12 protein-coding genes and 1 pseudogene are annotated in these 12,304 nt (G+C 53.0%); 7 read left to right on the top strand and 6 right to left on the bottom strand.

All coding sequences use genetic code 11. The features are described 5' to 3' along the window. Positions 1 to 14: 14 nt before the first annotated feature. Entirely contained in the window at positions 15 to 1,241 is a 1,227-nt protein-coding gene (gene opgC, locus J9253_RS17025) for an OpgC domain-containing protein (RefSeq protein ID WP_210222081.1), read from the top strand. A gap of 7 nt (positions 1,242 to 1,248) precedes the next feature. Here the strand turns inward: opgC and J9253_RS17020 are convergent, their stop codons facing one another. From J9253_RS17020 to J9253_RS17010, 3 genes are all read right to left on the bottom strand, one after another. Next, positions 1,249 to 2,487, bottom strand: coding sequence for a cation:proton antiporter (locus J9253_RS17020; protein ID WP_210222080.1), 1,239 nt, complete (start codon positions 2,485 to 2,487; stop codon positions 1,249 to 1,251). 82 nt (positions 2,488 to 2,569) lie between these two features. Then, entirely contained in the window at positions 2,570 to 3,466 is an 897-nt protein-coding gene (locus J9253_RS17015) for an EF-hand domain-containing protein (RefSeq protein ID WP_210222079.1), read from the bottom strand. After that, positions 3,435 to 4,010, bottom strand: a complete 576-nt coding sequence (locus J9253_RS17010) for a LemA family protein (RefSeq protein WP_028488779.1) — start codon at positions 4,008 to 4,010, stop codon at positions 3,435 to 3,437. Before J9253_RS17010 ends, J9253_RS17015 begins: the two co-directional genes overlap by 32 nt. Before the next feature lie 116 nt (positions 4,011 to 4,126). Between J9253_RS17010 and J9253_RS17005 the strand changes: the two genes are divergently transcribed. Next, the gene (locus J9253_RS17005; protein ID WP_210222078.1) at positions 4,127 to 4,669 is read left to right on the top strand and encodes a chalcone isomerase family protein; all 543 of its coding nucleotides are present in this window, start codon (positions 4,127 to 4,129) and stop codon (positions 4,667 to 4,669) included. Positions 4,670 to 4,785: 116 nt separating this feature from the next. Here J9253_RS17005 and J9253_RS17000 read toward each other — a convergent pair whose 3' ends face one another. Continuing rightward, positions 4,786 to 5,937, bottom strand: a complete 1,152-nt coding sequence (locus tag J9253_RS17000; RefSeq protein WP_210221241.1) for an RNA-guided endonuclease InsQ/TnpB family protein — start codon at positions 5,935 to 5,937, stop codon at positions 4,786 to 4,788. Positions 5,938 to 6,155: 218 nt separating this feature from the next. Between J9253_RS17000 and J9253_RS16995 the strand changes: the two genes are divergently transcribed. Both J9253_RS16995 and J9253_RS21020 read left to right on the top strand, forming a co-directional pair. Continuing rightward, positions 6,156 to 7,757 (top strand): flotillin family protein, encoded by a 1,602-nt coding sequence (locus tag J9253_RS16995; RefSeq protein ID WP_210222077.1) that lies wholly within the window; start codon positions 6,156 to 6,158, stop codon positions 7,755 to 7,757. A gap of 5 nt (positions 7,758 to 7,762) precedes the next feature. Next, on the top strand, positions 7,763 to 7,930 hold the full coding sequence (locus J9253_RS21020; RefSeq protein ID WP_228291412.1) for a hypothetical protein: 168 nt from the start codon (positions 7,763 to 7,765) through the stop codon (positions 7,928 to 7,930). Between the two features lie 71 nt (positions 7,931 to 8,001). Here the strand turns inward: J9253_RS21020 and J9253_RS21190 are convergent, their stop codons facing one another. Further along, positions 8,002 to 8,130, bottom strand: coding sequence for a hypothetical protein (locus tag J9253_RS21190; RefSeq protein ID WP_266097350.1), 129 nt, complete (start codon positions 8,128 to 8,130; stop codon positions 8,002 to 8,004). Positions 8,131 to 8,164: 34 nt separating this feature from the next. Next, positions 8,165 to 8,724: pseudogene (locus J9253_RS21365) on the bottom strand (ATP-binding protein); the annotation flags it as partial. 219 nt (positions 8,725 to 8,943) lie between these two features. Between J9253_RS21365 and J9253_RS16975 the strand changes: the two are divergent. The 3 genes from J9253_RS16975 (at position 8,944) to J9253_RS16965 (ending at position 12,295) form a co-directional block, all read left to right on the top strand. Next, the gene (locus tag J9253_RS16975) at positions 8,944 to 9,264 is read left to right on the top strand and encodes a hypothetical protein (protein ID WP_210222075.1); all 321 of its coding nucleotides are present in this window, start codon (positions 8,944 to 8,946) and stop codon (positions 9,262 to 9,264) included. Between the two features lie 121 nt (positions 9,265 to 9,385). Next, a complete protein-coding gene (locus tag J9253_RS16970; protein WP_210222074.1) occupies positions 9,386 to 11,581 on the top strand; it encodes an SdrD B-like domain-containing protein in 2,196 nt (731 codons plus the stop codon). A gap of 87 nt (positions 11,582 to 11,668) precedes the next feature. Then, the gene (locus J9253_RS16965) at positions 11,669 to 12,295 is read left to right on the top strand and encodes a hypothetical protein (RefSeq protein ID WP_210222073.1); all 627 of its coding nucleotides are present in this window, start codon (positions 11,669 to 11,671) and stop codon (positions 12,293 to 12,295) included. Positions 12,296 to 12,304: the final 9 nt, after the last annotated feature.

The following is a 12,304-nucleotide window of genomic DNA, read 5'->3' as shown; positions in this document are numbered from 1 at the left end:
AATGGCGGTACACCATGACGACAGACACCCTGCGAGCCTCAGGCTCTTTTTCCGAGCTGATCCCCTCCAGTTGGGCTTACCCCGACACGGGCGCGACCCGTGATTTGCGCCTTGACCTGATGCGTGGCTTTGTTATCCCGCTGCTGTTTGCCAGCCATTTTGAATACTTTTCAGCCTTGATGTTTATCGGTTGGGAACGCATCGGCGTGGTATCAACGGCGGAGATTTTCGTCATCCTCTCCGGCATTGTGGTGGGGATGGTGTACGGCAAAAAGATGAAACGGGACGGTTTAAGCGCCGTCATGCCGGGTCTGATCCAGCGTTCGGTGAGTTTGTACCGCATCAGTGTGGTGATGATTTTGATCGTGGCCGCCATTCGCTACCTGCCGTGGATCGACAGCACCATCATTACCACCTTCCACGACCCGTATGGTGGCAAAACCTTCCAGCTTTACCCGCCGATGGATGCCAGTATTTTTCAGGTAATCAGCAAAGCGCTGTTGTTGCAGATTGGCCCCCACCAGTTCCAGATCATTGGCATGTATGTCTCCATGTTCATCCTGTTCACGCCGCTGGTGTTTTTCATGATCAGCAAGCAAAAAACTGGCTTGTTACTGGGGTTAAGCTGGGTGTTGTACTTGATTAATCTAGGCGCAAACCCGTCTTTCCGCCCCACCAATGCGCAGTTTGAATACGCGTTTCCCATCCTGACTTGGCAGTTGATTTATGTGCATGGCATGGTGGCAGGTTATTACAAGCAAGAACTGATGGCGTTTTTCGCCACGGATTGGGGCAAGCGTCTGGTGTATGCCTGCATCGCCTTGGCGGTAGGGTTCATGTTGCTCACTTGGAACCATCCGCTGGACCAATTCCCTGACTGGGCAAAACTGCACTTCGTGCCGCCGGATACCTTTCTGTACCTGTACAACGAATACTTCCCCAAAAGCACACTGGGGATCGGGCGATTGATTAATGCCGTGGTACTGTTCGTGGCGATTTACGCGCTAATGACACGCTGCTGGCAGCCGATCAACCAGGCACTGGGCTGGCTGTTCATCCCTTTGGGGCAAGCCTCGTTGTATGTGTTCTTCATCCACGTTTTTCTATTGCTGGCGATTGCCAATACCCCGCTGCCGGGGTATGACAATTTCTGGCTCAACACCGGCATTCATCTCGGGTTGATCGCCTTGGTGTGGGTGCTGGTGAAAAAGGAATTCCTGTTTAAGTGGATTCCACACTAACCAACGCTTAGCCTTCTTCCAGCATCCCCAGTTTCCCGGCCACCCACTTTGTGGTCGTGGCCTGGATCAGGATGGTCATCAGGATAGCGATGAAGGTGACTGAAGCCACCACATCCGCCCCCGGTGCTTTCATCCCCACCAACATACCCGCCAACGCGCCCGGAATAACCCCGGTTTCACGTGTCCAGCACATAAACAGCAACTCATTGCGTGTCCACTTAGCTTTAGGGTCGAGTGCCGCACAGGCAAACACCGTTAGCGGGCGACCAATGAACATAAGAACCAGCACGATAATCACCCCACCCACCAAGTATTCATTCATCAAGGTGAAGTTCACCTGTGAACCCAGCAAGATGAAAATAAACATGCGCATGATCAATGCTGTGGTCAGGATATAATCTTCCATCCGCTCCGCTTCACGCTCACGCATGGCAAAGCCGAACATATCCTTATTGCCCAGAATAATCCCGAAGGTAAACACCGCCATAAAGCCTGAAGCATGAGCACCATCCGCCCCCATGTAAGCACCGATCACGGCCATTAACGTCACCAACGGCGCGTATTCCAGCAAGAAACTGAAACGTTCATGGGCAATCAGTACCGCTGCCAAATAGCCGAGCACACCCCCCACAGAAATCCCCAAACAAGACTGCCACAGCAATTCGCCGATCGAACCGAACAAGGAAAACTCTGCATGGCCTGCCGCAATGCCCAATACCGTGAAGGTCGCAATCGCCCCCATTGCATCATTGAAAGCTGACTCACTCATGACCGCTTGCGCCACCCGCTCACGGATTTTGACCTGCTGGAACACTGGCACTAAGGTCGCAGGGTCAGTCGACGCAATGGTCGCCCCCAGCAATAACGCGATAATGAACGGTATGCCCAAAATCCAGTACGCCACCACACCCGTGACCAACATGGAAATCAGCACCCCTAAGGTCGCCAGAATAACCACGGTCAACCACACTTCCTTCAACACCTTGAGCTTGAGTGAAGCCCCGCCATCGAACAGGATGTAACACGAACCAAAAATCAAAATCAGTTGGTTGGCGGCTGAATCTGCCTTGATGTCTATCAGACCCAACATTTCAGGGCCCAGAAGCATTCCGACCAATAAAAAGATGGCGACATCCGGCGTTTTCAACTTTTTGGCGAGGATGCCAACAAAAGAGCCGACTGCCAAAATCAAGCCAAATGTCAACAATGCTTGTTTGGCTATTTCAATAGATGCTGAAGATTCCATAACTTATAACTGTGCACTACAAAAATAAAGCCGCATTGTAGGACAATCAAAAATCAGGTATCAGCTAAATTGAAGATCATATTCAGCGAATGTGCGTACTCATTAACACCGCCAGCCAAAACCCCAAGTGCAGCCATGCTGCCCAGCGATAACGCCGCGCCAGTTCTTCCGGCGGGATATTGGTAATCAGGAATAACTGCCCGGCTTGCGCCCCGGCCATCACATGCGTACCGGGCGCACGCTGCTGTTCACGCAGATCTTCCGCTACCCATTGTTCCGCAGCTTGGCGCACGGTTTGCCATTCGTCCGGGTCGATCTGCCCATTGCCGTTGGCGTCGAAATTCTCCAGTAACTGCTGTTGGTCGCTTTTCCATTCCGCCAACAAGGCCGCCAGCCGTTCGCGCCGATCCAGTTGCAGGTTGTCGGCACGCTGGGTGTACAGCTCACCGAGTGCATACAAGGTTTGTCCGGGGTAAATGGCGTGTAATAGAAACAGGTGGTTATCACCGGTTCGGGTCACAATTTCAGCATGTTCCGGGTAAAGCAGGCAACAGCCATGTTCGTCTTCCAGCACAAACGGCTCATCTTCCACATAACCCGGCAACCAAACGGTGACGGGCAGGTGCGGTAAACCCCGGAAACTTTCTCCCGCTGGTAACAACGCTGTACCCCGCAATTCCACATAACCTTGCGCACTGCTGCTGAGGCGCGAAGTGGGCGTATCCACAATCAAACGGTAACGCCGAAATAGACCGAGGGAAAACAACAGGCTGACAGTGGCGGGCAACAACAGCCATTCCTGCCCCACCCGCTGATACAGGAAATAACACCCTGCCAACCACGCGATGGCAAAACCCCACGTTGCCGCCAGATTCATCACGCCCCCCCGGCGCAGCACAGCAAGCCGCTGGTTTTCCGCGACCTGATACCAGTTCAGGCCATCTGCTTCAGGGTTGGAAGTGGGCGGCCACATCGACATCGCGGGTTTCCTCGGCAGTAAAACTCATCAGGCGGAAACGCTTGAAGCTGAAGGCTTTGGCAATTACCACATCCGGGAATTGTTCGATGCGGGTATTGTTGAACGCGGCGGAATCGTTATAGAACTCACGGCGGTCAGCAATGCTGTCTTCCAAGCCACTGATGCGTTCGCGTAAATGCTGGAAGGAATCGCTGGCTTTGAGTTCCGGGTAGGCTTCCGCCACTGCGAACAGATTACCGAGGCCAATACGCAGCGTATTTTCCGCCGCGCCCAACGCGCCCATATCGCCGGACTGCATGGCACTGGCTACCCGGTTGCGGGCTTCCATCACTTTTTGCAGCGTCTCTTGCTCGTATTGCATGTGTTCTTTGCACACCGCCACCAGTTTGGGCAACTCGGCATTGCGTTGCTTGAGCAACACGTCGGTATTGCTCCAAGCCTTTTCGGTATTGTTTTTCAGGGCAACCAATTGGTTATACAGCAGGATGCCCCACAGCAGCAGGCCACCCAACAGGGAAACGAAAATAAGAAGTCCGGTATTCATGGCGTTATTTTTATCAATGGTTTATCGGGTTACGCCCAGTCTAACAGCTAGCCCTGCCCAGACCAACGTGGTATAGATAAGTGGTTATCATCACAGCAAAAAATGAGGAGGAAGGTATGCGTACCCTGTTGAAATTCTGGTTGGCGTTACTGTGTCTGTTACCTGTTATCGGGCAAGCAGCCGACAATTTTCCCGCCCAGCAAACCCTTGCCGGGCAAGCCCTGACCTTGAATGGCAAAGGCATCCGCACCAAGGCATTTTTCAACCTTTACACCGCCGGACTGTATTTGCAGGCTAAAAGCACCGATGCGGCTGCCATCTTGGCTAGCGACACGCCGACGGCTATCCGCCTCGAAGTCACCTCGTCCATGATCACCAGTGAAAAAATGGAAGAAGCGGTGCGGGAAGGCTTTAAGAAATCCACTGCTGATCCGGCTATTCAGCCGCGTATCGAGCAGTTGATTGGCGTGTTCAAGGAAGAAATCAAAGAAGGCGACGTGTACGATTTCGTCTACAAACCCACCAACGTGGTCATTATCAAGAATGGCAAACCATCCGCGACGATTGCGGGCAATGACTTCAAACAGGCATTGTTTGGCATTTGGCTGGGTGAAAACCCGGTGCAGGCGAGTTTGAAGAAGGCGTTGCTGGGGCAATAAGCACGTTCGGGTTTCATGGAGTGATGATTAATCACTACGGGATAGCCTGCATACAAATCCACGCAACGGAATCAAGATTGACTACTCCCCACGGCTAAAGCCGGGGGATTCCTAATTCACCGAGAACAGGACGACGACACCGAAATGCCATCGCCACTAACATTCTCTCCAAAGGCTAACACCGCCAGCCCGGCGGCTAAAATGTTACGTGCTGCATTCACGTCACGGTCGTGGGTTGTGCCGCATTCGGGGCACTCCCACGATCGCACGTCCAGCGGCATGTTTTCTTTCACGAACCCACAGCAGGAACAGCGTTTAGTGGACGGGAAGAATCTCCCTATCTCAACGTATGTCCTCCCGTACCAGCCAGCTTTGTACGCAAGCTGGCGAGTGAACTCACCCCAACTTGCATCCGCAATGTGCTTGGCTAACGTTGGGTTCTTAATCATGTTCTTCACGGCGAGGTTTTCAGCACAAACCACTTGGTTCTCGTTAATCAGTTTGCGGGACAACTTGTGCAAGTTGTCCGAACGGTCATCGGAAATTTTCGCGTGAACACGGGCGACCTTGCGTTTAGCTTTCAACCGGTTCTTGCTGCCGAGTGTCTTCTTGGCAAGACGGCGTTGGTACTTCGCGAGTTTAGCCGCGTGTTGTGCGGTGTGGCGGGGATTACCGGATTTAAAACCGTCAGAGGTAACGAACAAATCCTTGATGCCCACGTCAATGCCTGCCTTTTTATCGGTGACGGGCAACAGCGTGGGTTCAAATTCACACAAGCAAGACACAAAATAGCGTCCGGCCTGATCTTTGGAAACAGTAACCGTGGTGGGGTCAGCCGGAAGTGCCTGACTCCACTTGATATTCAGCGGTTTATCGCACTTCGCCAGTTTCAATTCACCGTCACGGTAGCTGAACGCGCGGTACGTGAATTCAGCCGATTGGCGGTGCTTTTTAGATTTGAAGACAGGGTATTTTGCCCGACCTTCAAAGAAGTTTTTGAACGCCGTTTGCTGATTCCTCAAGCATTGTTGCAGCGGAACACTGGAAACGTCGTTCAGGAAAGTAGCTTCAGGCAGTTTTTTGATGGCAGTCAGTTGGGAACTCGCTTTCGTGTACCCAACTTTTTCCTGAGCCTGATAGTAGGCATCCGTGCGGTAACGCAAGATGCTGTTGTAAACGTAGCGCACACAACCGAACGTCTGAGCCAGCAACGTTTCTTGTTGTGGGTCTGGGTAGAATCGGAATTGGTAGGCGCGTTTAGTTTTCATTATTCACAAAATATCGTATATTTCGTGAAGAGTCAACAACCGAAGATAGCAAACCAAACGGAGGAGCGAGAAGAGGGTCGGCTGTCGCCGACGCGCTATCCCTCCCCATGCCTAAAGGCAGGGGTATCTCGCGCACGACTGATGAAGGGTTTCCAGCGTACCGTGATTATATTGCGTATACTCCTCCCTATATTGAGTTGTCATATAGGGGCGGATGCATGAACTTTGATCTCTACATTTTCCTGTCCATCGGCATACTGGTCTTGCTGGGGCTGGGTGTCGCGCTGATGTTTTTTTACAAGAGGGCGCAGAAAGACACGTCTTACGTGCGTACTGGTTTGGGTGGCGAGAAGGTTGTCATGGGCGGCGGCGCTTTTGCGTTCCCGGTGCTGCATGAAATGATGCCAATCAACATGCAAACCCTCAAAATTGAAATTACCCGTGAAATGGAGCAAGCGCTTGTTACCAAAGATCCTTTGCGGGTGGATGTGACCGCAGAGTTTTTCTTACGGGTAGAAGCACGCCCTGAAGCAATCAGCATGGCAGCACGGGCGTTGGGCTTGCGTACCTTGGACTTGGCAGCCATCAGAGAGGCGTTTGAAGCACCGTGCGTAGCAGCGTTGCGCTCAGTGGCAGCGGGGATGGAGTTGAATGAGTTACACCAAAAACGTGCTGATTTTGAACACAATGTAGAAGATGCGGTGAATGCCGAGTTCCGCAAAAATGGCTTGGAATTGGTGTCGGTTTCTCTGACAGGGCTGGATCAAACCGACCGAAAATACTTTGACCCTAACAATGCCTTTGACGCCAAGGGCTTAAGTATTTTGGAGCAAGTCACCTCCGATAACGCCAAGCGCCGCAATAATATTGAGCAAGAAACAGCGGTAGCCATCAAACAGCGCAACCTTGAAGCCACCATCAAAAAAGAAGAGATGGAGTACAAGGAAGTCGTCGCGCAGAACGAACGCAAGCGCCAAAAAGCTGAAAACGAAGCCGAAACCCAGCGCAAGATCGAAGAAATCAACATTGAAAAAGAACTCCTGATCGAACGCGCCCAGCAATCGGTGAATGTCCAGCAAGCGGCGTTGGAGCGCGAAGTGTCGATGGCTTGGATCGAAACCAACAAGGTCAAGGCCGAGTTCGAGAAAATTTCCGAAGAAATCCGTACCGCCCGCGAACGTGCTGAAGCCGAACGTTCCAAGGTCGTTGAGCTGATTAGTGCAGAGAAAGAAGCGCGTCGCCAGTACATCATTGCCGAGGCCAATGCGGATGTTGAGAAGCTGGCCTCGATGTCTGCCCAGTTGCGTTACGAAGTGGAAGCGGCGGGCAAGCGGGCGCTGAATGAGGCTTCCAACCTGCTCTCCAACGACCAGATTGCCATGCAGGTCAAAATGGAAATTGTGCGCCAGTTGCCGAATATTATCCGCGAAAGTGTGCGCCCGATGGAAAACATCGAGGGCATCAAGATCATGCACATCGACGGTTTGAACAACGCAATGGGGCGTTCCAGTGGTGGTGGCAATGGCGGCTCAGGGGGTGAGGGTAATAACGGTAATGGTAACGGCGGGGGCGGCAGCAACCTTGCTGAGCAAGTGGTGGACAGTGCCTTACGTTACCGCGCCCAAGTGCCACTGATTGAAAGCTTGCTGGGTGAAGTCGGCTTGAAGGGCGGTTCCCTCAATGATATGACCCGTGGCTTGCATGAAGAAATGTTCTCCGCCAGCAAACCGGCATCAAAACCCGCTCCGACACCTGCCCGTGAGCGCGAACAGCCTGCCATGGCGGATGACGATGATTTCTACCGGGATGAACGTGACTAAGCCTTATGCTGGAGCTGCTTCAAGTTAACGAGAATGCTGTTTTCCTGTTTGCGGGTGAGAAGTTCAAGTCGTGGAAGGCTTGCTGGGCTGTACCTTGCAAGCGCGATACATCCGCCAGCGAAATCAGGGTGATTTATCAGCCTGCCTGTAAGGCTAGTCGGGCAATGACGTAGCCATCCCCGCCATTGTTGCCTGTTCCGCAGAGGATGCTGAGTGAACGGGCGTCAGGCCAGCGGGCGCGGAGTTAGTCGAAGGTGACTTGCCCGGCGCGTGACATCAGAGTGTAGGCGGGGATGCCTGCGTCGTGGATGGCGATGTGGTCGAGTTGGCGGACTTGGGCGGCGGTATAGACCCGGTGTTCTACGGCTGTCATGGTGTATTTTCCTTCAGGGATTTGGTTGATGACGCTACACCGTCACCTTAAACAAATTCCCGTCCCGGTCATCCTCAAAATCAATGTCCGGGTACACCCCCAATGCCCGCCGAATCCCCGACCCCAAGCCATGATACGACACCAGAATCGGGTTACGGCTATTCGCATTCCCGCTACGGATTTTGGCCACCGTCAGGTTATTCGGCAAATGACCGGGGCTGATAATCTCTACCTGGTTGTCGTAGATGAAAATCCGTATGGCGGCATCAATCAGGTAATCCCGGTGTATCAACGCATTCACCAGCAACTCCTCGAAGACCACCGAGGGGATTTCTGGTGTTCCGGGGCATTCACGCCGCGCCCTGCCTGCACCTTATGCAAATTACGCATGATGAAACCCAGCGTATCATCCTCACACACCAGCTTGGTGGTGAACTTTTGTAGCGCATCGTTGCGCTTGTTTTTGATCTTGGCATGAATCGCTTTCACGCGCTTTTTCTGTTTGGCGCGTTGGGCAATGCCTAGCTTTGCTTCGAGGTTGCGGTAGAAATCACCGCGTTCTAGCTTGTCGCCATTGCTGCACGTCGCGGTGTCTCCGATGCATTCACTACCTAACACTTAACTCCAGTCGTTGCAACACAAGCCCATTCTATCCATTGCGCTGACCACTTGTCGGGATAGTTGTGCGGTATGGCGACTGGCTGACTGCAAGCTGAATGAGTATTGCCCAGATGGCTTGTCATCAGTAATTTTCAGCTTTACCATAAGAATAACTTAATCTCAACTGAACCTGATAAAGCGAGGGAGCAAGCGATGAAGTTCATGGACCACAAATATATCGAGATAGCATCAGGGTTCACTGCTGTGGCGTTTGTGATGCTTGCTTGTCAATCTTTGCAGGCGGGTGATGCTGTTGGGTATCGAGGTGACGGCGGGGCGGCGAGTGCTTCAGCAACGGTCAGGCTGGTGGTGAATGTGCCGGTGCGCACGCTGTTGCGGGTTTCTGCCGCCGGAGTTGAGGGACAGGTCAATGTTGATTCAGCCGCTGGCAATGTCTTGATTAGCCAGCCGGTATTGCCTGCTATTGATCCCCTTCTGCCGCCTGCTGCTGTGACTACAATTACGACGCTGTAAGGCGATAATATTCGCTGCTGGCTATCGGTTTTTTACTTGACTCTCCCTGTGTAGTAGTGAGAATATTTTACTATAAAATAAATTAATGATTTCTGGGAAAATAAAATAAGGGCATTGGGGCATGTTAAGAGGTAATCGTTGTGTGCGCTGGCATACGCTTTGCTGTGTGGCATTATTGGCTGCGGGTAAAGTTGCGTTCGCTGCACCTGATGCCTCACTTGCTGCGGTGACTGTCCAGAATCACACTACCAATGCCACCATCCAATCACTGAGCCCTTTTGAAGCCGAGCAGGAACGCTTGCAGCAACTGCTTGAAAGCAAACCGAAAGCCTATCAGGATAAGGTCATGTACTCTGGCGCTGAGCTGAGTGAAAGTGACGATGCGGCTAGTGAAGCGGAGCAGCCGGAGGGCTTCCGTAGTTACTCATTGGAAAGCCGGGTGGGTTTCGCAGAATCTCAGGCGACCGGTATCAATAAAAGTCAGGCCAGCGAAGTCGGAGTGCGTGGGGAATACCGTTTTGAGACCCAAAATTACGGTGAAATGGTCGGGCAAGTGGATGTGCGAACCCAAAACAGCGGGGCTGATGGCATCGGTGTCAGCGCCTTTGCCCGTGCAAACGAACAGCAAAACATGCGTGTGACCGCGCGTAATCTTGGCTTGCCTGTCACCCCGGAAACCCTTGCGGATACGTCGGTAGGTGACATTAGCAGTGAAGTGACCGATGCCTTTGGGCGTAGTTATCGCTTGTCGTTGGGAACCAGCCCGGTACGTGGGGTTGGCACGCGGGTTTACAACAATACCTTTGATTTGCGTGCCGGGTCGGGGAAACGTGGCGAACTGGCTGGCGGGCCTTACCCCGGTTTTGAGACGACGCAAGGGGATGTTGCTTGGTTGGGCTATACCCATAAATTCACTGATAAGGTGGTGGCAGGCGTGCAAATAAACCAAGCCAAGGGGCTTGAGTTAGGGTTTGATCAGGCGGCTGAGACGGTACGTAGTATTGCTACTTCAGCCCGTTATGGGCGCGATTTACAGGCGGATGGGGATAAAACAGCACGGGTCACCTTTGTGCAAAGCCAGACCGAGGGATCAGGCGGGCAGGGTAGCGACGCCCGTGGTGTCTTTCTGGAAGGGGGGATACGTGATGGGCATTACCGTCATGAAGCAGGGATTTATAATGCCGAACCCGATTTACGCTTTGGTGATAACCGCTTGACCTCGAATAACCGGGGGGCTTATTGGCGCATTGACCGTGACGATACCCGTTTGAATGTCGGCGGTGGGGTGGATGTGGAACACTATAACCCAGATCATGCCACCACCGGGGGGCGTTCGCAGCGGGTCAGTGTGGATGCGAATGCGCAATACCGTCTGGATGGGCGTAGTAGTGTCGGTGGGACACTGCATGTCAGCAATACGGATGTGGAGGCGGCAACCTCGCTGAATACAGCGGGTTCACGCAGTACCCGTGGCACGGCCTTTTACCAGACCCAAAGCAAGGACTGGGGGCGTAGCCGAGTCAGCGCCACCTTGCACCGCAATGAAACGCTGGTGAACAACGGGGCGGCAGCAACGGGTGATGAACTCCAGTGGGAACAGGAGTGGATAACGGGTAAATATGAAACCATGCGCCCGGAATTGACCACCACGCTAGGCTTGGCGCATGACCGCAGCAATGGTGACAAACAAACCTACCCGACGGCCAGTGTGACTGCGCGGCAATGGCTGGATGCGGACTGGAATATCGCGGGCAACCTGCGTTACAGCTCGCGCACCGGCAATCTTGCTACCAGTCAAGGGTTGTCGGGCACGGTGTCCAGCGATTACGAGGTCGGGGATGGTTGGCATGTCGGGGCGTCAGCAAGTGTCAATGAGGCGCGGGTCGATATTGACAGCCCGCTTGCTGGGTCGCAGGTCAGCCGTTCCAATGACAAGACGGCTTACCTGTATGTTGGTTGGCAGGGTAGTCATGGCTCGTCCTACTCGACAATGGGGGCGCGGCAACCGGGCAAAAATGGCGCAGGCGGTATTAAAGGCGTGGTGTTTTATGACGCCAACCGCGATGGTGAACAACAGGCCAGTGAGCACGGTGTGCCGGGGGTCGAAGTACTATTGGATGGGCGGTATCGCACGACTACGGATAATCTTGGATACTTTACATTTTCGCAGGTGGCAACAGGTAGCCACCCGCTAACACTCAACCTTGACAGTATCCCGCTGCCTTGGGGGGCTTCACTGGGTGAAGCGTTGAGTGTCGATGTTCCCTTGCGCGGTCAGGTCAGCGCCCGCATCCCGGTGGTGCAGGTTGGTGAATGACGGCGCAGTGAACCAAATGGCACGTTAGCATGACTAAGCAGTGTCGAATTGATAATACTGATGAATAAATAAAATAAGGTAATCACTATGAAAATGATGAAAAAACTTCCCCTCGTATTAGCTGTTGGCGCGATGCTGGCAGCAGGCACTGCTACAGCGGAAAGTACCTATGGGTACAATGAATCTGGTACAGGTACTGTTTCAGCGACAGCAAAAACCAAGGTAACGGTCAAGGTGCCGAAGTTGATTTTGTTACGGGTGGGAGCTGCGGGTACAGCCGCTGATAATTTGATTTTTAACGCCGAGCCTAATATTAGTTCCGCCCCCGGTTCTACTATGGGCGCTGATGGTAATAGTAAGGCCGCTACGTGGGATGGTGTTGCCCCGACATTTGCAGACCCAGCTAGCCAGTCATTGATCGCTTTCGGTTGGACTAATGCACTAGGCGGTGCAAACCTGACCTGTGCGACGACGGCAGATACTATGTTTACTGGGGCTCAGGGTTTGGCTTCCAGTGATGTCAGTGTCGTGAGTAGTGCTGGTGGTACATTAGCGCACCCCGGAGCAACGACTGCCTGCGTCGGTACGACCACCATGGCTAAGAACACTTTGTTGTCATCGACGTGGACGTATTCTGTATTAGGTACTGCCTTGGCAAATGCGGCTGCGGGTACACATGTACAAACGACCACTTATACTGCGACTACATTGTAAGAGGTTTGT

It is taken from the genome of Thiothrix litoralis (genome assembly GCF_017901135.1).
GTDB lineage: Bacteria > Pseudomonadota > Gammaproteobacteria > Thiotrichales > Thiotrichaceae > Thiothrix > Thiothrix litoralis.
Note: the sequence above shows the minus strand (reverse complement) of the source record. Positions and strands in the feature narration are given on the sequence as shown.

Coding starts and splice junctions, on each gene's coding strand:
- J9253_RS16965 (WP_210222073.1), top strand. CDS start 11,669: ATGAAAATGATGAAAAAACTTCCCCTCGTATTAGCTGTTGGCGCGATG.
- J9253_RS16975 (WP_210222075.1), top strand. CDS start 8,944: ATGAAGTTCATGGACCACAAATATATCGAGATAGCATCAGGGTTCACT.
- J9253_RS17000 (WP_210221241.1), bottom strand. CDS start 5,937: ATGAAAACTAAACGCGCCTACCAATTCCGATTCTACCCAGACCCACAA.
- J9253_RS21020 (WP_228291412.1), top strand. CDS start 7,763: ATGCTGGAGCTGCTTCAAGTTAACGAGAATGCTGTTTTCCTGTTTGCG.
- J9253_RS17005 (WP_210222078.1), top strand. CDS start 4,127: ATGCGTACCCTGTTGAAATTCTGGTTGGCGTTACTGTGTCTGTTACCT.
- J9253_RS16970 (WP_210222074.1), top strand. CDS start 9,386: ATGTTAAGAGGTAATCGTTGTGTGCGCTGGCATACGCTTTGCTGTGTG.
- J9253_RS17020 (WP_210222080.1), bottom strand. CDS start 2,487: ATGGAATCTTCAGCATCTATTGAAATAGCCAAACAAGCATTGTTGACA.
- J9253_RS17015 (WP_210222079.1), bottom strand. CDS start 3,466: ATGTCGATGTGGCCGCCCACTTCCAACCCTGAAGCAGATGGCCTGAAC.
- J9253_RS21190 (WP_266097350.1), bottom strand. CDS start 8,130: ATGACAGCCGTAGAACACCGGGTCTATACCGCCGCCCAAGTCCGCCAA.
- J9253_RS16995 (WP_210222077.1), top strand. CDS start 6,156: ATGAACTTTGATCTCTACATTTTCCTGTCCATCGGCATACTGGTCTTG.
- opgC (WP_210222081.1), top strand. CDS start 15: ATGACGACAGACACCCTGCGAGCCTCAGGCTCTTTTTCCGAGCTGATC.
- J9253_RS17010 (WP_028488779.1), bottom strand. CDS start 4,010: ATGAATACCGGACTTCTTATTTTCGTTTCCCTGTTGGGTGGCCTGCTG.